Annotated in this window: 21 protein-coding genes; 1 reads left to right on the plus strand and 20 read right to left on the minus strand. The window is 68.8% G+C overall.

Translation table 11 applies throughout. The annotated features are described in order from the left end of the window. Positions 1–6 precede the first annotated feature (6 nt). The 20 genes from ACIPV5_RS11680 to ACIPV5_RS11775 all read right to left on the minus strand — a co-directional run bounded on the left by ACIPV5_RS11680 (position 7) and on the right by ACIPV5_RS11775 (position 15,842). A complete protein-coding gene (locus ACIPV5_RS11680; protein WP_053096330.1) occupies positions 7–816 on the minus strand; it encodes a flagellar motor protein MotB in 810 nt (269 codons plus the stop codon). Beyond that, a complete protein-coding gene (locus ACIPV5_RS11685) occupies positions 813–1,610 on the minus strand; it encodes a motility protein A (protein ID WP_400341268.1) in 798 nt (265 codons plus the stop codon). Before ACIPV5_RS11685 ends, ACIPV5_RS11680 begins: the two co-directional genes overlap by 4 nt. 2 nt (positions 1,611–1,612) lie before the next feature. Then, positions 1,613–1,828 (minus strand): flagellar FlbD family protein, encoded by a 216-nt coding sequence (locus ACIPV5_RS11690; RefSeq protein ID WP_042541095.1) that lies wholly within the window; start codon positions 1,826–1,828, stop codon positions 1,613–1,615. A gap of 121 nt (positions 1,829–1,949) precedes the next feature. Next, complete coding sequence (locus tag ACIPV5_RS11695) at positions 1,950–3,116, minus strand: flagellar hook protein FlgE (protein ID WP_400341064.1); 1,167 nt, start codon at positions 3,114–3,116, stop codon at positions 1,950–1,952. Positions 3,117–3,146: 30 nt separating this feature from the next. Continuing rightward, the gene (locus ACIPV5_RS11700; protein WP_400341065.1) at positions 3,147–3,614 is read right to left on the minus strand and encodes a flagellar hook capping FlgD N-terminal domain-containing protein; all 468 of its coding nucleotides are present in this window, start codon (positions 3,612–3,614) and stop codon (positions 3,147–3,149) included. A 12-nt stretch (positions 3,615–3,626) separates the two neighbouring features. Beyond that, a complete protein-coding gene (locus ACIPV5_RS11705; RefSeq protein WP_400341066.1) occupies positions 3,627–5,072 on the minus strand; it encodes a hypothetical protein in 1,446 nt (481 codons plus the stop codon). Further along, a complete protein-coding gene (locus tag ACIPV5_RS11710) occupies positions 5,069–5,437 on the minus strand; it encodes a hypothetical protein (protein WP_400341067.1) in 369 nt (122 codons plus the stop codon). The genes ACIPV5_RS11705 and ACIPV5_RS11710 overlap by 4 nt, the downstream gene beginning before the upstream one ends. Then, on the minus strand, positions 5,434–5,859 hold the full coding sequence (locus ACIPV5_RS11715) for a hypothetical protein (RefSeq protein WP_072591340.1): 426 nt from the start codon (positions 5,857–5,859) through the stop codon (positions 5,434–5,436). The genes ACIPV5_RS11710 and ACIPV5_RS11715 overlap by 4 nt, the downstream gene beginning before the upstream one ends. Then, on the minus strand, positions 5,856–7,181 hold the full coding sequence (locus ACIPV5_RS11720; protein WP_400341270.1) for a FliI/YscN family ATPase: 1,326 nt from the start codon (positions 7,179–7,181) through the stop codon (positions 5,856–5,858). The genes ACIPV5_RS11715 and ACIPV5_RS11720 overlap by 4 nt, the downstream gene beginning before the upstream one ends. Continuing rightward, on the minus strand, positions 7,181–7,819 hold the full coding sequence (locus ACIPV5_RS11725) for a FliH/SctL family protein (RefSeq protein WP_230100772.1): 639 nt from the start codon (positions 7,817–7,819) through the stop codon (positions 7,181–7,183). Before ACIPV5_RS11725 ends, ACIPV5_RS11720 begins: the two co-directional genes overlap by 1 nt. Before the next feature lie 134 nt (positions 7,820–7,953). Continuing rightward, a complete protein-coding gene (gene fliG / locus ACIPV5_RS11730; RefSeq protein WP_230100771.1) occupies positions 7,954–9,036 on the minus strand; it encodes a flagellar motor switch protein FliG in 1,083 nt (360 codons plus the stop codon). Continuing rightward, positions 9,033–10,673, minus strand: a complete 1,641-nt coding sequence (gene fliF / locus ACIPV5_RS11735) for a flagellar basal-body MS-ring/collar protein FliF (protein ID WP_400341068.1) — start codon at positions 10,671–10,673, stop codon at positions 9,033–9,035. Before fliF ends, fliG begins: the two co-directional genes overlap by 4 nt. Positions 10,674–10,675: 2 nt before the next feature. After that, on the minus strand, positions 10,676–10,993 hold the full coding sequence (fliE, locus tag ACIPV5_RS11740) for a flagellar hook-basal body complex protein FliE (protein ID WP_056278838.1): 318 nt from the start codon (positions 10,991–10,993) through the stop codon (positions 10,676–10,678). Then, positions 10,993–11,385 carry a flagellar basal body rod protein FlgC gene (gene flgC / locus ACIPV5_RS11745; RefSeq protein ID WP_053096340.1) on the minus strand — a complete coding sequence of 131 codons (393 nt, stop codon included), beginning with the start codon at positions 11,383–11,385 and terminating at the stop codon, positions 10,993–10,995. The genes fliE and flgC overlap by 1 nt, the downstream gene beginning before the upstream one ends. Continuing rightward, entirely contained in the window at positions 11,382–11,729 is a 348-nt protein-coding gene (gene flgB, locus ACIPV5_RS11750) for a flagellar basal body rod protein FlgB (RefSeq protein ID WP_053096341.1), read from the minus strand. Before flgB ends, flgC begins: the two co-directional genes overlap by 4 nt. Positions 11,730–11,838: 109 nt before the next feature. Further along, the gene (locus ACIPV5_RS11755) at positions 11,839–12,117 is read right to left on the minus strand and encodes a hypothetical protein (protein ID WP_400341069.1); all 279 of its coding nucleotides are present in this window, start codon (positions 12,115–12,117) and stop codon (positions 11,839–11,841) included. 6 nt (positions 12,118–12,123) lie between these two features. Continuing rightward, positions 12,124–12,537, minus strand: coding sequence for a flagellar export chaperone FliS (gene fliS / locus ACIPV5_RS11760; protein ID WP_187249705.1), 414 nt, complete (start codon positions 12,535–12,537; stop codon positions 12,124–12,126). Positions 12,538–12,578: 41 nt separating this feature from the next. Next, positions 12,579–13,940, minus strand: a complete 1,362-nt coding sequence (gene fliD / locus ACIPV5_RS11765; protein WP_400341070.1) for a flagellar filament capping protein FliD — start codon at positions 13,938–13,940, stop codon at positions 12,579–12,581. Positions 13,941–14,042: 102 nt separating this feature from the next. Beyond that, positions 14,043–14,867, minus strand: coding sequence for a flagellin (locus tag ACIPV5_RS11770; protein WP_053096345.1), 825 nt, complete (start codon positions 14,865–14,867; stop codon positions 14,043–14,045). 117 nt (positions 14,868–14,984) lie between these two features. Beyond that, positions 14,985–15,842 carry a sigma-70 family RNA polymerase sigma factor gene (locus ACIPV5_RS11775; RefSeq protein ID WP_400341071.1) on the minus strand — a complete coding sequence of 286 codons (858 nt, stop codon included), beginning with the start codon at positions 15,840–15,842 and terminating at the stop codon, positions 14,985–14,987. A 217-nt stretch (positions 15,843–16,059) separates the two neighbouring features. Between ACIPV5_RS11775 and ACIPV5_RS11780 the strand changes: the two genes are divergently transcribed. Continuing rightward, positions 16,060–16,941, plus strand: a complete 882-nt coding sequence (locus ACIPV5_RS11780) for a manganese catalase family protein (protein ID WP_215174776.1) — start codon at positions 16,060–16,062, stop codon at positions 16,939–16,941. Positions 16,942–16,968 lie beyond the last annotated feature (27 nt).

The following is a 16,968-nucleotide window of genomic DNA, read 5'->3' on the forward strand; positions in this document are numbered from 1 at the left end:
GTGAGCTCAGTTGTTCGCAGCAGCCGCAAGAGCGGGTATCAGCGCTCTCACCTGCTCTTCTTCGTTCGATTCGACGATGATGTCGACGCGTCTGTTGCTGGCCAGCGCCTGAGGGGTGTCGCCCGGCACGATGGGTCGGGTGTCCGAGAACGCCGTCGCCTTCACACGGGGTCCTCCGACGCCTTCGTGCTCGACGAGGAACCGCGCCACCTGGGTCGCGCGCCCGCCGGAGAGCTCCCAGTTGGTGGCGAAGGGTGCGGCGGAGACGCGGTGGTCGGCGTGCCCCTCGACACTCACCTGGTTGTCGACCGTGACGAGCACGTCTCCGATCGTGTCGAGCACGGCGTCCGCCTTCGCCGAGAGGTCGGTGCTGTTGTCGGCGAAGAACGTCTCTGCGCCGACCAGCCCCACCTGGAGCCCTCGGTCGTCGATGACGAACTGCACCGTGTCCTGCAGGCCCTGTGCCGCCAGCGAGGTGCTCATGCGATCGCGCAGTCCCTCGAGCGACTCGAACTCGATCTCGGCCCGCGCCGCGAGGTCGACCACCCCGTCATCGTCCTGCAGTTCAGGCGGCACGATCACGCCCTCGGCCGTGTCGGCACCGCCCTCGGTGCTCTCCTGCCCGAAACCCGTGGCGAGGCTGTTCGCGAGCAGTTCGAACTTCGTCTTGTCGACGTTCGACACGGCGAAGAGCACGATGAACAGGCACATCAGAACCGTGACCATGTCCGCGTACGAGACGGCCCAGCGCTCGTCCGGCTCATCGTGCGAGTCATCCTCATGCCCGCGACCGCGAGCTCGACGGGCTGTGCTCATTGCACGCCCTCTGCCCGTTCGGGCTCGCGCCTCTTCTTGGCGGCCTTGGGCTTCACGGTCGACAGCGCCTCGAGGCGCTCCTGGAGCAGGTGCGGAGCGCTTCCGGCCTGGATGGCGAGCATGCCCTCCGAGACCAGGGTCATCCGCTCGAGCTCGACGGCTCCGATCCGTCCGAGGCGACCGGCGATCGGGTTCCAGATGAAGTTGGCCGAGAGCAGACCCCAGAGCGTGGCGACGAAGGCCGCAGCGATCATCGGCCCGAGGTGGTCGGGTTCGTCGAGCTTCTCGAGCACGTGCGTCAGCGAGACGACGGTGCCGACGATCCCGATCGTGGGCGCATATCCGCCCAGCGAGCCGAAGAACTTCGACGCCACGCGGTTGCGCGACGATGTCGCGGCGATCTCGTCGTCCATGACCGTGCGCAGATCCTCGGCATCCGTTCCGTCGGCGAGAGCCTGCAGCGCCTGTCGGGTGAATGCATCGGGTGCCGAGTCGAGCTCCTGCTCCAGTGCCAGAAGACCTTCGCCCCTGGCCTTCTCGGCATACCCCACGAGGAAGGGGATGACCGCCTCCGGCGTCATCTTCGGGCCCCTGACCATGCGCCCGAGGCTCTTCACAGCGAGGATCGTGTCGCGGAGGGTGTGGCTGGCGATGCCGACGCCGATCGTCGAGCCGAGCACGAGGATCATCGGCGCCGGAATGAGCAGAGCCTCGAAGCTCGCCCCCTCCATCGTGATCATCGCCACCAGCGCGCCGAACGCCAGGATCACCCCGATGATGAATGCGGGATCCACCGTCATGCCCCCGTCTGCGAGGTCAGTGCCTGGGCTGCGCCGAGCACGCGCGCCCGGTACGCGACGATCAGATCGATCAGGGCGTCGAGATCCTCCTCGACCACGTACACATGACCGTCGACCATGTGCAGAGTGGTGTCCGGCGAGGCGTGGATGCGTTCGATCAGGTCGGGGTTCACCGCGAACCGGGTGCGGTCGAGGCGGGTGACGATGATCATCGGGGGTTCTCCGGGCTTCGGATGAGAGGGGGAAGTCTGCTCCGACTATCGCGACGAGGCCCGCCCCCGGTAACCAGGGGCGGGCCTCGTCGCGCGTGTCCGACCGAGTCGGCGCAGGCGATCAGCGCTTGAGCTGCGTGAGCTCCTGCAGGACCTCGTCGCTCGTGGTGATGATGCGCGCGTTGGCCTGGAACCCGCGCTGGGCGACGATGAGGTTGGTGAACTCCTGTGAGAGGTCGACGTTGCTCATCTCCAGCGCACCCGAGACGAGGTTGCCGAAGCCGGCCTGGCCCGGCTCCCCGATGCGCACAGCTCCGGAGTTCACGGATGCGCGGTAGGCCGTGCCGCCCGCCTTCTCCAGCCCCTCGGGGTTCGCGAACGTCGCCATGGCGATCTTGCCGAGCGTCTGCGTCGCACCGTTGCTGAACGTGCCGACGATGGATCCGTCGCCGGTGATGCTGTAGGACTTCAACGTGCCGGCAGCCGATCCGTCCTGCTCCGTCACGGCGACCGTCGACATGTTCGCGTAGCCCGTGACCGCACCCAGGTCGACGCTCACGGCGCCGGCCGCGAGCGTGAGGCCTGCGCCGGCCTGCTTGCCGTCGGTGAAGGTCAGCGCCCCCGTCGCGCCGCTGGTCGGCTCGGTCACGTCCCATCCGGCCGCCGTCTTCGTGAAGGTCAGGCTGAGGGTAGACGGCGTGCCCTGGGCGTCGTAGACGGTCACGTCGCGCACCAGCTCGTCACCGAGCGCGGCGGTCGAGGGCAGGTTGCCGGTCACCGTCGCCGAGGTCGTCGCCTTCGCAGGTGACACCGCCTCGAGCGGCAGCACGATGTTGCCCGTCGCCTGCCCCGTGTTCACCACGCCGTCCTGCGCCGACCAGCCCTGCACGATCGAGCCGTCGGCGGTCACCATCTTGCCGGTGGGGTCGAACGAGAAGCCGCCCGCCCGCGTGTAGAGGGTCTCTCCACCGGCTCGGACGGCGAAGAAGCCGTCGCCCGAGATCATCAGGTCGCCACCGCGGCCCGTCGCCTGGGCCGAGCCCTGAGCGAAGTTGGTGCGCACGCCGGCGACCTGCACGCCCAGACCGACCTGGGCGGGGTTGCGACCTCCGACCTCGTCGTCGGGGATGCCCGGGTTGCCGATGAGCTGGGACAGCGAGTCCTGGAACAGCACGGACGAGCCCTTGAACCCTGCCGTGTTGACGTTGGCGATGTTGTTGCCCGTGACGTCGAGCATGGTCTGGTGCGAGCGGAGACCGGAGATTCCGGAGTAGAGCGAGCGAAGCATGGGGTTTCTCTCTTCCTGGGTGAGACGGGGTCAGACTGCGGCGGGGGTGGGCGCAGCGGGGGTGGTCGGTGCGGGGGTGGTCGGTGCGGTCGCGACTCCGGTGATGACGTCGAGCGCGACCGTCTTGTCGCCGATGGTCACCTGCGGGATCGGTCCGTCGAACGAGACCTTGGTCACGATGCCCGAGACGGTCTTGCCGTCGGCGTCCTTGTAGCTCGCTTCCTGTCCGATCAGGGCGCTCGCCGCCTGACGCATGTTCAGGGCGAAGGCCTCGGCGCCGTTGTCGGCGAGCGTGGTGAGCTGCTCCATCATCGCGAGCTGGGTCGTCTGCGAGATCATCTCGTTCGTGTCCATCGGGCTCGAGGGGTCCTGATGGGTCAGCTGCGTCACCAGCAGCTTGAGGAACACCTCGCCGTCGAGCACCTGCTTGCGGGCTGCGGGATCGGTCGTCCCTCCCGTGTGGATGGAGCTCGGTGCGGTCACTGCGTCGACAGTCATTCGGTCGTCCTCTCAGGCGAAGATGTCGAGCCCTGCACCGGATGCGGCAGAGGACGTCGTCGGGATGATGCGGGAAAGATCGGGGCTCTGCTCGGCCCCGCGGCGCTGGTCGGAGCGTCCGCGCTGCGCGTCGCGATCACCGGAGCCCTGCTCCGGTGACGCATCGCCCGCGCCCTGCTGGCCGCGGTCTCCGGCGGTGTCCGCCGATGCCCCGTGGGAGACGTTGAGAGTCGCGTGCGGCATCACCGCGGCGAGATCACGGCGAAGGTCGACGAGCATGGTCCGCAGCGCGTCGCGCCCTGCATCGGTGGCGCCGCTGAGCTCGACCTGCACCTCGCCCGCCGCGCTGATGTGCGCGCGCACGGTGACGGGCCCGAGGCTGTCCGGGTTCACCGTCATCGTGAGCTGATGGGTGCCCATCGGGCGCTGCGCGATGCTCACCACCACGGGTGCGACCTGCGCGGCGACGGCCCGGTTGGTCGACGCGGCCGCTTCGGGCGAGGACACGGGCATGGCCGTCGCCGCGGCCGGAGATGCGACCGGAGCGAGAGTCATAGGAGGCGACCCGGACTGCGGACCCGGCAGCGGATCGACGGAGTCGCTCGCCGGCAGCGGCTCTGCCTGGCCGCCCATCACGGACGCAGCGGAGACGCCGACGGTGGTCGGGATCGGAGTCGACGACACCGCACTCCGCGGGGACTCGGACCGCGGAGCCGCAGCGGCAGCGGAGGGTGTCGCCGGGTCGGCGTCCCCCTCCGCCGGGTCCTGCTGACCCGTCACCGGAGCGTCACGGGGAGCGTCGCTCGACAGGGTCTCCGGGCGTACTCGGGCGCCGGCGACAGGAGGCGCCCCGTCAGCGCCGCTCGCCGATGCCGATGCCGATGCCGATGCCGATGCCGATGCCGATGAGATCTCAGGCGCAGGAGTCCGTTCCGGCGCCGACACGCTGAGAGGCGGGGAGGTCACCGTCGCGCCCGTCTCGACGGCTGCCGCGGCCGGGCCTGTGGGGAGCTCGGCAGGGCGCGCCTCACCCGACGCTGCGGCGGGAGCGGGGAGAGCGCTGCGGGCGCTCCCCGCTGCCTCCGGCGCCGTCTGCACGAGCGTCGTCGCATCCGGCGTCGTCGCGTCCGGCGCCCTCTGCGCAGGCGCCGACGTGGGTGCAGGGGCCGCCGCAGCCACGGCCGGAACGAACTGCGTGGTGAGGTGCATCACGGTCGCGATCGGCGCCTCTGCCCCGCTCGCGTCGTCGGATGCCGCAGTCTCCTCGGCAGTCGGCGCGTCCTGTCCGTCCGGCGTGAGCGTCGCTGCGTCCTGATCCGTCGCACCGTCGAGCACCCGTCCAGCGGCGATCAGCGCGTCGCCGAACAGAGAGCCCGAAACGGCCGAAGATCGTCCACCTGTCTCCGTTTCGCCAGTTCCTGAACCCGCCACCGTCGCGAGCAGCCCCACGGCGGTCATCCGAGCATCTCGATGATCTTCTGCATCGACGCCGTCGAGCTGTCTGCGCCGGTGGCATTGGCCGAGAACAGCGTCTGCAGCGCCGAGATGACCTCAGCGCTCGCTTCGCCGCCCGCTCCCGTGCCGGCTGCCGCCGCCGCAGTCTGCGGGGTCTGGCCGGCAGCGGGTGCTTCCGGCGTCGAGGCCGCCTTCGCCGCTTCGAGGACTCCAGCGAACGTCGTCGCGCTCGCCGCCGATGTCTCGGCGGTCGCCGCGGTCGCGGTCGCTGCAGCCGACGCCGCCGCCGCGCGGCCTGCCGGATCCAGCGACACGATCTGCGTCTCGATCGCGTCGACGCGGGCGATCACCGCCGCGAGCCCGGTCATGCGGCGCTCCCCTCACGTCGCGCGGTGCGGACCACAGCGATCTCATCGAGCGCCGACTGCTCCGCGGCGAGCTCGGCCTTGGTCGCCTCCACGCGGTGGGTGCTCTCGAGCCGCTCGAGTCCCTTCAGGTCGCGCCGCGCTTCGACGTGGGCCGACTTCGCCTCCGACTCGGTGCCGCGCCTCATCTCGACGAGCGCCTGCAGATCGCTGAGCGTGCTGCGTCCCGCGGCGCGAGCGGCGGCCATGGCCATGAGCGCTCGTGGATCGTCGATCTGCGCGCTGATGTCGGCGAGGCTCGAGATCGCGGTCTGCTCGTCGAGCTCGGCCTGCGCCCGTTCCGCGCTCGCACGCGACAGCTGCTCGGCGGCGACACGCTCCTGGGCGCCGCGCACGCGCAGCAGGCCAGCCAGTGGGAAGGTCATGGGGTGAGTCCTCTGAAGTCTGTGGTGAGGGCGGCGAGCTGCTGCCAGGAGTCGTCGGACGCCGCAAGATCGTCCATCCGCTGGGTGAGGAAGCGCGAGATCGCTCCTTCGTGCGCGAGGGCGGCGTCGACCATCGGGTTCGCTCCCTGGCGGTAGGCGCCGATCTCGATGAGGTCGTTCGCGCTGCGACGAGCCGCCAGCACGCTGCGCAGCATCACCGCGTCCTGACGCTGCTCAGGAGTGGTGATCTTCGACACGACGCGAGACACCGAGCCGAGCACGTCGATCGCGGGGAAGTGTCCGCGGATCGCCAGCGCGCGGTCGAGCACCACATGGCCGTCGAGGATTCCTCTCGCGGCGTCCGCGATCGGCTCGTTGTGGTCGTCGCCGTCGACGAGCACCGTGTACAGGCCGGTGATCGATCCGACGGGTCCGGTTCCTGCGCGCTCGAGCAGGCGGGCCAGCACCGAGAACGTCGACGGCGGATACCCGCGGGTGGCGGGCGGTTCGCCGGCGCTGAGCCCGATCTCGCGCTGCGCCATGGCGACGCGCGTGAGGGAGTCCATCATCAGCACCACGTCGAGGCCGTCGTCGCGGAACGCCTCGGCGATCCTGGTCCCGACGAATGCCGAGCGCAGGCGCGCCATCGCGGGCTGATCCGAGGTCGCGACGACCACCACCGACCGCGCCAGACCCTCGGGGCCCAGGTCGTCCTCGAGGAACTCGCGCACCTCGCGACCGCGCTCCCCGACGAGGGCGATGACGTTCACATCGGCAGTGGAGCCACGGGCGATCATCGACATCAGCGACGACTTGCCGACGCCGGAGCCGGCGAAGAGCCCGAGACGTTGCCCCGAACCCACCGGCGTCATCGTGTCGAGCACGCGGACGCCGAGGCCGAGCTGACGATCGATGCGCTGGCGATCCATGACGCTCGGCGCATCGTGGTCGAGCGAGACGGGAGCGACACCCCGGTCGAGCGGCCCCTTGCCGTCGATCGGCCGCCCGAGTCCGTCGAGCACGCGTCCGAGCAGCGCTCGTCCGGTCGGCACCTGCAGCGGCGCTCCTCCGTGCCGCACCCGGGCACGGGCGGTGATCCCGTCGAGCCTGCCCAGCGGCATGCAGCGGGCGGCGGCTCCGTCGACGGCGACGATCTCGGCATCCACCACACGGCCGTCGGTCGCGTCGATGCGGATGCGGTCGCCGACCGCGCCGTCGATGCCCAGCACCTCGACGCCGAGCCCTCGCACGGCTTTCACGGTTCCTGAGCGCTCCGGGCGCGCTGCCAGCAGCGCACGGTTCCACGACCGCGTCGCGGTGATCACACGATCACCTCGGCATCCTGTTCGTCGCCGTCGAGTGCTGCGGCCGCGCGGGCGAGCGCCGACGTGATGCGCGTGTCGACGGCCCCGTTCTCGATCTCGACGATGGCGCCGCCGTTGTCCACGGCCGGAGAGGCGGAGATCCGGATGCCGCGCAACGCGTCGATCGACGACATCTCGTCCTGCAGGACTGCGACGTCCTGCTCGCTGAAGGCGACCCCTGTCCAGCGCTCCGCCGGCATCTCCGTGAGCGCCCGGCGCAGCGCATGCGCCGCCGAACGTGCCGGATCCGACAGCTCTGCTCCGAGGATCGTGGTGGCGAGGGCGACGGCGAGCTCTTCGATGCGATCGGCGGCGAGCATGCTCAGCTCGTCGATGCGGCGGTCGAGGGCCGCGTGCGCGCTCTCCAACGCGCGCAGACCCGAGCCGCGCTCATGCAGGTACAGCTCCTGGAGTTCGTGCATCCGCTGCTGCTGCGCGGCGTGCTGCACCTCTCCCTCGTCGAGGGCGAGCCTGCGGCCCTCGGCGAAGCCGTCGGCATAGCCACGGGTGCGGGCCCTGTCGGCCTCGCCGCGGAGGTCCATGGGCGTCTCGCCGACGCGCGGCACGACCAGTGGCGTGAAGGCGGAATCGAGCACGGCGGACACCTCGGAATCGAAGGGCGAGGCCTGTCCGTGGCCCGTAGGTCGAGCGATCCGTGCTCCAGACCCACTATCGCGACACCCGGCTGCGTCCGTAACCGGATCGGCCGACTCACCTGCCGTCAGAGGGATCACTCGATGAGCTCATCCTCGTCTTCGCGCGAGATCGTGATCTCCTCCGCGGCTTCCAGGTCGCGGATGATGCGCACGATCTCGGCTCTGGCCTCATCGACCTGACGCATGCGCACGGGACCGAGGACTCGGGTCTCCTCAGCGAGGTTCTCCTGGTTGCGCTCCGTCATGTTGCTCTTCACCTTGTCGGTGATCTGGTCGTCCGCGCCCTTCAGCGCGAGGGCGAGCATGCGCAGGTCGATACCGCGCATCACCCGCTGGACGTCGCGATCCTCGAGGCGCGCGATGTCGGCGAACGTGACCATGCGGCTGCGGATGTCCTCGGCCAGGGCGAGATCACGGCCTTCGAGGCTTGCGAGGAGCGACTTCTCGAGCGCGGTGTCCGAGCGGTTGATGATCTCGACGAGAGGCTGCACGCCTCCGATGGACTCATGGTTGTCGCGCATCGCGAAGACGCCGGTGCGCGAGCGCAGCGAGTCGGCCACGATCGAGATCGCCTCCTGCGTGGCGGTGCCCATCGTCGCGATCGCCTGAGCGACGTCCGTGCGCAGGGGATCCTGCAGGGCGGCGAGAACCGCCGCCGCACGATCGGCTCTGAGATTGGCCAGTACGACGGCGACGGTGGTCGGAAGCTCACCCTCGATGATCGTGGCGAGCTGGGCCGGGTCCGCAGCATTGAGGAAGTCGAACGAGACCGACCCCTGCGACATGACTCGGCCGACCATCCCGACCGCCTTCTCGCGGCCGAATGCCGTCTCGAGCAGTCCGGTGGCGAGCTCCTGTCCGCCCCGCGACGGCACCGAGCCGCCGGTGGCGATGCGCCGGAACTCGCCGAGAGCACGGGCCGTCGAGGCCACGTCCACTCCCCCGAGCTGTGTCAGCTCGGCCGCGAGCATCTCGGACCGCTCCTCGCCGAGGTGGCGGAGCACTTCGGCACTGGCGGCGCGATCCATGTTCATCAGCACGATCGCGGCCTTGCGCAGTCCGCTCATCTCCGGCGCAGCCACGGGTGCCGGCGCCTCGACGGCCGACACCTCGACCGTGTCGGCCTGCGCGTCCAGCAGCTCGGTCAGCGCGCTCATACGGTCGCCTCATCCATCAGGTCGGCCAGTGCGCTGGCGATCGTGTCGGGTTCGCGCTTGGCGAGGTCGTCGATCTCCCGGCGACGGCGCTCGACCAGCACCTTGTCGGGCTCGGGCTCATCGTCCAGATCGGCCGACGCGGACGGCAGCAGCTTGGTCGGCGCCGGGGCGATGATCGCCTCGGCCTCCTTCAGCCCTCTGAGCGAGCGGAGCTTCTGCTCCTCGCTCTCGGTGACCGTCGCGAAGTACTCGATCGGTCCGTCTTCGGTGTACATCACCCGACGCTTCATCTTGCGGCGCACGATGAGGAAGACGATCAGGATGATCGCCGCGAGCAGGATCGCGCCGCCGATGATCGCAGAGCGCAGCAGCTCCTGCTGGAACTGCGCGTCGCGCTCGGCCTCCGCCGCCTGCAGCGCTGTCTGCGCCGCCGTCGCACCCGCCTGGTTGAACTCGACGAACTCGACGGCGATCTCGTCGCCGCGCTCGACATCGATCCCTGCCGCAGATGCCACGAGCGATTCGATCTGGTTCGCCGTCACTCCGGTGACCGTCCCGCGGTTGAGCGCGATGCTGACGGTCTGCCGCGTCACCTCTCCGGCGGGGGTGATGGTCTTCTCCGTCGACTTGTTGACGGCGTTGTTGCGAGAGGTCTCCTCGAACTCATAGGCGCCGGTCCCCTCGGCGCCGTTGGGAACCGCGATGTTGTCGGGGCCGAGCACGCCGGCACCTCCGCCCTCGCCGCCGTTGTAGGTCTCGGTCTTGGTCTGCTCCGATGCGCTCAGCTCGCCCTCGGGGGCCGAGTACGTCTCGTCCATGCGCTCGGATGTGGAGTTCGCGACATCGGCCGATACCGTCACCGTCGCGTTGCCGGGCCCGACGATCGTCTCGAGCATCTTGCTGACGGATGCCGCGACCTTGGCCTCATGCTCCGTCGCCTGCTTCGAGGAGTTCCCGGTGAGCCCGGTGCCGACCGCCGAGAGCACGCGGCCGTCCTGATCGGTCACCGCGACGTCCTCCGGCGTCATCCCCGGCACGGCGGCGCTCGTGAGGTGCACGATCGCCTCGATCTTCTCGTCGCTGAGCCCTGAGCCGTTGCGGGTCTTCACGAACACGGATGCGGTCGGGCTCTGCTGCTCCGAGACGAAGACGCTCTCCTCCGGGATCGCCAGCTGCACCGACGCCGTCGAGATGCCCTCCATCGCGCCGATCGTGCTGGCCAGCTCGCCCTCGATGGCACGCTTGTAGGTCACCGACTGCTGGAATTCACTCGCCGTCACACCCATCTCGTCGAGCAGGGTGTAGCCCTCGCTGGTGTCGCCGGGCAGCCCGGCGGATGCCGCCGCGAGACGCTGCGGATAGACCTGGTCGTCGGGAACGAGGATCGTCGCGCCTCCCTCGGCGAGCTCGTAGGTCACGCCTGCCGACTTCAGCTGCTCGACGACGGCCGACGCGTCGCCGGCGCTCAGGCCGGTGAAGAGCGGGCTCATCTGCGGCTTGGTGAGCCACGCGCCGAGGGCGATGGCGCCCATCACGAGCAGCGCGACACCGATGATGGCGATCGTGCGCTGTGCGAGGGAGAATCCTGAGACGACCTGCTTGGCGCGGTCGTAGTAGGTCGTGAGCATCTTGGGCATCGTCAGGCCTGCATCCTCATGATCTCGTTGAACGCCGAGACGCTGCGGTCACGCACGGCCACCACCAGGTCGAGCGTCACCGAGGCGCGCGTCGACGCGATCATCGCCTGATGGATGTCCTGCAGGTCTCCCGTGACCGCCTGCACGGCGAGCTCGTTCGACGTCGACTGCAGCTGCTGCAGGTTCTCCATCGCCCCCGAGAGCGTCGTGGCGAAGGCGTTTCCGGAGGCAGGAGCGCTGGTCGCGTCCGGGCCCGTCTCGAAGCTGAGCGCCGAGAGCGGCGCGACACCGGAGGCGCCGATGGCCTCGATGCCCGACATCAGTTGCGGCCGATCTGCAGCGCTGCCTCGTAGGTCGTCTTCGCCCGGTCGACGACAGCGGCGTTCGCCTCGTATCCGCGCTGGGCGAGGATCAGCATGCTCATCTGGTCGCCGAGCTCGACGTTCGGGTACTGCACGTAGCCGTCCTCGTTCGCATAGGGGTGCTCGGGGTCGTACACGAGCTTCGCGTCGGCCTCGGATTCGACGACGCCGGCGACGTACACGCCGGGGCTGTCGGTGCCGGCCTGCACGGTCACGAACTTCTCCCGGAACGCCTCCTGGCCTGCGGGTGTCGCGGTGTTCACGTTGGCGATGTTGTCGCTGAGCGCGTCGAGCCACTTGCGGTGCGCGGTCAGGCCGGTGCCGGCGATGCCGATCGCGTCGAAGGTCATGCGGAGGCCTGCCCGATCGCCTTGGTGATCGAGGCCGCCTGACCGCCGATCGCCTGACTCGCGAACTGGAAACGCAGCACGGTGTCGATGTTCGAGAGCGTCTCGGTGTCGAGGTTGACGTTGTTGCCGTTCAGCCTGGTCGGCTCGAGCGAGCGCTCGACCGTCGCGGCGACGCTTCCGGAGCCGCCCTGGACAGCAGAACGGAGTTCATCCTCGAACCGCACGCGCTGGGCCTGGTAGCCCGGCGTGTTGACGTTGGCGATGTTCTCGGCGATCGAGCGTTGGCGCAGGGCCAGCCCGTCGAGCGCGCTGATGAGCGCAGAGGACGTGACGGATTCGAGCACGGGGGCACTCCGGGATGTTGGTGGAGAGGCCGATCCCTGGCCAATCGTCGAGCGATCCGTGCTCTGTGCCGACTATCGCGACACCCGGGCATCCATGTAACCGCTGTGCTCAACCCTCGACGTCGAGATATGCCGGCACATTCTGGGTGGAGGTCGGCACGCGCCGCAGTGCGGCGATCTCGCGAGCCACATTGGCGCGCGATGTGACGAGTCCGCCGATCATGAGCTGCTGCCGCGCGAGCACGGCTTCGGCACGCTCGCGCAGCTCCTCGGGGACGGGGCCGTCCGGCGCCTCGAAGGACTGCTCGTCGAGGTGCTCGTCGGCGGCGTCGAGGGCGCGCTCGAACTGGTCGAGCACCGTCAGCCAGGCCGAGAGATTTTCGGGCACGGTCGCTCAGGCCAGGGCCGTGATGGGGGTCTGCGCGGTCGACGCGACCGCCGCAGCCGCCGCATGCCACGCTTCGCGGAGCGGCACGACGAGAGCTCGGCATTCCGCGGTCGCCGCGCGGTCTCGAGCGATGTTGGCGGTGATCAGGCGTCCCGTGAGGTAGGTGTACACGCCGTGCAGCTCTGCGGAGCCGTCCCACTCATCGGTGAGCGAGCCGTTGAGCTCGGCGACGATCTGCTGCGCGTGCACGAGGTGGTTCCCCGCAGCCGCCCAATCCCCCGCTTCCTGGCAGGCGTCCGCGCGCTCGATGTCGACCAGGAGGCGGTCGTAGAGCAACACGAGAAGGCGCTCAGGCGTGGCGGAGGCCACCTGCTGCTCCAGATACTGCTGCTTGGCCCGGTCGAGTGAGGTGAGTGCCATGAGTACGTGCTCCGATGCGATGCGATGTCACGAGGACGAGGTCAGGAATCCGACGGGGTGAGTCCGGCGAGCTGGCTGGTCAGCCACGACGATTGCGACTGCAGCTTCGAGAGCTGCACCTCGAGCTGCGCGTACGTGCGTTCGAGGGTGGCGCGGCGCTGTTCGAGCCGGATGTCCCAGCGCTCGACCTGGGTCTTGAGCGTCTTGACCTCGTCCTCCTGGCCGGTGATGCGCTTGGTCAGGAGGCCGTCGTACTTGTCGGAGTACTGGGTCGTCACGTCCTGCACCCGCGCCGAGACCGCCGAGAACAGCTCCTGCGTGCCCTCCGGGTCTTCTGCGAGAGCTGCGGCGAACTTCTCGGCGTCGAACGAGAGCACGCCCTTGTCGCTGACGGTGATGCCGATCGTCGAGGGCGAGATGCCGTCGATCGGATGCTGCACGGCGGTCGCCAGCGCGCCGCGGAGGTTTCGCACCGTGCTGTCGCCGGTGAAGACGCCGAGGGTCGTGGTCTCGCCGACCTCGCCGATGGTCGCCTTCGAGCCGTTGTCGATGCGCACCAGCAGCGCGGCGATCTCCTTGACGAACGCCTCCGCCGTCGAGCTCTGCTTCTTGGCGTCGCGTGCGACGGTCACGGTGACGGGGTCGGCACTGGCCTTCGTGACGGTGACCTCGATGCCCTCTCCGACGGTGATGGTGTTGCTCGCGCTGTTCAGGGTCTGCTCGGCGTCGGTGCCGGCGAAGAGGCGGATGCGGGCATCCGCGCCCTGGGTGAGCAGTGCGGCGCCGGGGGCGGCACCGAGATCGACCGCGGTTCCGGAGGTGACCTCCGCCGCGGTTCCGCGGTGCAGGCTGAAGGCACCAGCCGCGCCCGTCTCGGCGGAGGTGAGCTGGATGCGCGAGAGCGGCTTGCCGTCGGCATCCGTTCCCGCGGGCACGACGGTCGCGCTCACGCCGGCCTTCGACGCGTTGATCGCCTTCGCGAGGTCCTGCGGACCGGTGCCCAGCGGAGTGACCTCGACGGCTTCGCCGTCGGATCCCACGAGGGTGAAGGTGCCGCCCCACGCTGTTCCTCCTGCGGCAGCGGTGACGACGGAGTGCGCTGTGGCGACGGCATCCACCACGATGGCGGTCGAGAATGCGGTCGCCTTGCTGCCGGCGGTGATCGTGACCGTCTCGGACGACGAGGACGCGGTGAAGGATGCCAGAGAGCTGGGACCCGCGGCGGTCTTGGCCTTGTCGACGAGCTCCTGCAGCGTCTTGTTCAGCGACTGCAGGTTGGTGATGACCGAGTTGCGGTCGGTGATCTTGTTCGTGATGAGCGTCTTCGGGATCGCCGAGACGTCCATGAGCGCCTTGATGAGCTCTTCGGTCTTGAGCCCTGATACCAGTCCGTCGAGTTTCATCCCGGTCGTCTTCCGTGCGTTGCGGTCAAGGGTGTCCTACAGGAAGGCGCCCGGGCGGAGGTGACTCCGCCCGGGCGCCCTGTGCGCCTCAGGCGCAGCGACTCAACGGAGAAGCTGCAGGACGCCCTGGCCCGACTGGTTCGCCTGAGCGAGCATGGCGGTGCCGGCCTGCTGCAGGATGTTCGAGGCGGTGTACTTGACCATCTCGGCGGCCATATCGGTGTCCGCGATGCGGCTCTTCGCTGCGGCGAGGTTCTCGGCCGAGACCTGCAGCGAGTTGATCGTCGACTCGAAGCGGTTCTGCACCGCACCGAGACCCGCGCGAGCGGTCGAGACGGCCGTGATCTCGTCATCGATCGCGCCGATCGAGGTGAGTGCGTTGGCCGCGGTGTCGACCGTCAGAGCGCCGATCGTGGCGCCCAGGCCCGAGAAGTCGGTCAGCGTGACGCCGATCTGGTCCTCGGCGGCCTCGGAGCCTGCGCCGACCTGGAACGTCAGGGTGTTCGCGCTGTCGAGCAGCTTGATCCCGTTGAAGTTCGTGCTGGCGGCGACGCGGGTGAGCTCCTCGCCCAGCGAGTCGATCTCGGTCTTGATGGCGTCGCGCGACTCGGTGTTGTTCGAGTCGTTGCCGGCCTGGACCGCGAGGTCGCGGACACGCTGCAGGATCGAGTGGACCTCGGTGAGCGCGCCTTCTGCGGTCTGGATGACCGAGATGCCGTCCTGAGCGTTGCGGGCTGCGACGTTCAGACCGTTGACCTGCGAACGCAGGCCCTCGGAGATGGCGAGGCCGGCGGCGTCATCGGCTGCACGGTTGATGCGCAGACCGCTCGAGAGCTTCTCGAGCGACTTCGAGACGTCGTTCTGGTTGACAGAGAGGTTGCGGTACGCGTTGAGTGCACCGACGTTGGTTGCGATCTGAAGACCCATGAGAATTCCTCCGTGGTTATGGGGCTGGACGCGGGCCCATCCGTGGGCCTGCACAACCGATATTCGCGACATCGGCCGCCGGCGTAACCACGGATCCGGAAGATTCCACGGGTCGCCTCACACGGCGGCGAGGAGCTCGCTCGACCGGTCGCGGATCTCGGCGCGGACGGGCCCGAAGAGCGCCTCGAAGAACTCGGTCCTGGCCTTGGTCGATCGGTCACCCGTCGTGCCGTTCTCCCAGGCCTCCATGGCCTCGCGCATCAGTTCGAGTCCGCGCGAGCGCAGCTTCGACACGTAGGCATGACTGACGGCGAGCTCTTCGGCGATGTCCTTCACCATGCGGTCTTCGAGATAGATGCCGCGCACGACCTGCTGCATCGCCGTGGGCAGAGCGTCGACCACTCGGTTCATCATCGCTCGCGTCTCGGACTGCTCGACGGCGTGCTCGGGGAGGATGACGCTGTCGGTGAGGTCGACCGCCTGTCGGCCGGTCTCGGCGTCGAAGTGCTCATCGAAGCTGATCGCGGTGCGCACCATCTCGTCGAGCTTCATCATCTCCGAGACGACCTCGGCGGTGAGCCCCGACTCCCGCACGAGCTCCGCCGTGCTCGCGGCTCGGCCGGTGCGGGCGAGCACCGTCTCGGCGGCGACTCTCACGCGCTCGATCTTGTCGCGTCCTCGCTCGCCGGCGGGGTCGGCGCGACGCATCTCCGACAGCATCGCCCAGTTGATCTGGCTGCTCGCGAACGCACCGAAAGGAATGCCCCGCGCGGCGTCATACGACATGGCCGCGCGGGCGAGGCCCAGGCGGGCGGCGGAGAGAAGGTCGTCCAGATCGACGTGCGTCGCCGACCGCGCCTTCTCCACAGCCAGGAAGGTGGCGAGCGGCATGTTGTCGCGTGCGAGTTTCTCGGGCGAAGCGGGGGCTTCCGGGGGCTGAGTGGGATCAGCGGAAACAGCAGAACTACTCAGCAATGTGACTCCGTGGCTAGAACAACTGTTTTACGAGTGAAGCTAGCACGAACAACACGTTTATGAGCAAAAAACGCGGAACTCAATCGTCGAGTCGCTCAGTTCTCCGGACCCGGTTCGCGGATTATCCTCGTCGCCCGGCGGTCTGTGAAGCCCTTATTCCGTCGCAGCGAGAACCGGTCTCATGGGCACCCATCACGATCCGACCAGAAAGGCAGCCATGTTCTTCCATCGTCAGGAACTTCAGTTCACCGCCACCCCCGAAGCCCCGGATGCCGTTTACGCCCGAAAGCTCCAGGAGGTCCTGGGCGGCCAGTACGGCGAGATCACGGTCGCCATGCAGTACCAGTTCCAGGCGTGGAACATGCACATCCCCGGCAAGTACCGCGACCTGGTCTTCGGCATCGGTGCCGAAGAGATGGGTCACGTCGAGATGCTCGCGATCATGATCGCGCAGCTGCTCGAGAAGTCGCCGCTCGGAATCACCGAGGATGCCGTCCAGGACGACCCGACGGTCGCCGCGATCATCGGAGGCACCGACGTCCAGCAGGGCATCGTCGCGGGCGCCGGAGCGCGACCCGTCGACAGCAACGGCAACCCGTGGCAGGGCTCGTACATCACATCGAGCGGGAATCTGCTCGCCGACTTCACCGCCAACGCGAACGCCGAGATGCAGGGCCGCGTGCAGGTCGCCCGGCTGTACCACATGACCGACGATCACGGAGTGCGCGATCTTCTGAGCTTCCTGCTCGCGAGGGACACCATGCACCAGAACCAGTGGCTCGCCGCCGTCGAGGAGCTCAAGGCCGAAGGCGCCGAGACCCTTCCCGTCCCGAGCAACTTCCCGCTGTCGAAGGAGCACCGCGACGTCTCGTACCAGTACTTGAACTTCAGCGACGGCCCCGCCGCCGCAGAGGGCAGCTGGGCGAGCGGACCCACTCCTGACGGCCACGGCGAGTTCAGCTATCACGAGGGTCCGACGACCACCGCGCCGATGCCTCCGCCCACGCACCCCGACTCGCGCTTCTACGGCACGACCGAGCTGCCCAACGTCGTCGAGAAGGTGGCGGGAGCGGTTCAGGACATGACGAACAAGGAGTGAGGCCACGACGTCCGGTCGGGGTCGGCG

Source organism: Microbacterium sp. NPDC090014, from assembly GCF_044748285.1.
Classification (GTDB): domain Bacteria; phylum Actinomycetota; class Actinomycetes; order Actinomycetales; family Microbacteriaceae; genus Microbacterium.

What these genes read in the sequence shown, in the direction of transcription:
- ACIPV5_RS11780 (WP_215174776.1), top strand. Translation starts at nt 16,060, where the DNA reads ATGTTCTTCCATCGTCAGGAACTTCAGTTCACCGCCACCCCCGAAGCC.
- ACIPV5_RS11710 (WP_400341067.1), bottom strand. Translation starts at nt 5,437, where the DNA reads ATGACCGGGCTCGCGGCGGTGATCGCCCGCGTCGACGCGATCGAGACG.
- ACIPV5_RS11690 (WP_042541095.1), bottom strand. Translation starts at nt 1,828, where the DNA reads ATGATCATCGTCACCCGCCTCGACCGCACCCGGTTCGCGGTGAACCCC.
- ACIPV5_RS11705 (WP_400341066.1), bottom strand. Translation starts at nt 5,072, where the DNA reads ATGACCGCCGTGGGGCTGCTCGCGACGGTGGCGGGTTCAGGAACTGGC.
- fliF (WP_400341068.1), bottom strand. Translation starts at nt 10,673, where the DNA reads ATGCCCAAGATGCTCACGACCTACTACGACCGCGCCAAGCAGGTCGTC.
- ACIPV5_RS11770 (WP_053096345.1), bottom strand. Translation starts at nt 14,867, where the DNA reads ATGGGTCTTCAGATCGCAACCAACGTCGGTGCACTCAACGCGTACCGC.
- ACIPV5_RS11700 (WP_400341065.1), bottom strand. Translation starts at nt 3,614, where the DNA reads ATGACTGTCGACGCAGTGACCGCACCGAGCTCCATCCACACGGGAGGG.
- ACIPV5_RS11695 (WP_400341064.1), bottom strand. Translation starts at nt 3,116, where the DNA reads ATGCTTCGCTCGCTCTACTCCGGAATCTCCGGTCTCCGCTCGCACCAG.
- ACIPV5_RS11680 (WP_053096330.1), bottom strand. Translation starts at nt 816, where the DNA reads ATGAGCACAGCCCGTCGAGCTCGCGGTCGCGGGCATGAGGATGACTCG.
- fliG (WP_230100771.1), bottom strand. Translation starts at nt 9,036, where the DNA reads ATGAGCGCGCTGACCGAGCTGCTGGACGCGCAGGCCGACACGGTCGAG.
- fliS (WP_187249705.1), bottom strand. Translation starts at nt 12,537, where the DNA reads ATGGCACTCACCTCACTCGACCGGGCCAAGCAGCAGTATCTGGAGCAG.
- fliE (WP_056278838.1), bottom strand. Translation starts at nt 10,993, where the DNA reads ATGTCGGGCATCGAGGCCATCGGCGCCTCCGGTGTCGCGCCGCTCTCG.
- fliD (WP_400341070.1), bottom strand. Translation starts at nt 13,940, where the DNA reads ATGAAACTCGACGGACTGGTATCAGGGCTCAAGACCGAAGAGCTCATC.
- ACIPV5_RS11715 (WP_072591340.1), bottom strand. Translation starts at nt 5,859, where the DNA reads ATGACCTTCCCACTGGCTGGCCTGCTGCGCGTGCGCGGCGCCCAGGAG.
- flgC (WP_053096340.1), bottom strand. Translation starts at nt 11,385, where the DNA reads ATGACCTTCGACGCGATCGGCATCGCCGGCACCGGCCTGACCGCGCAC.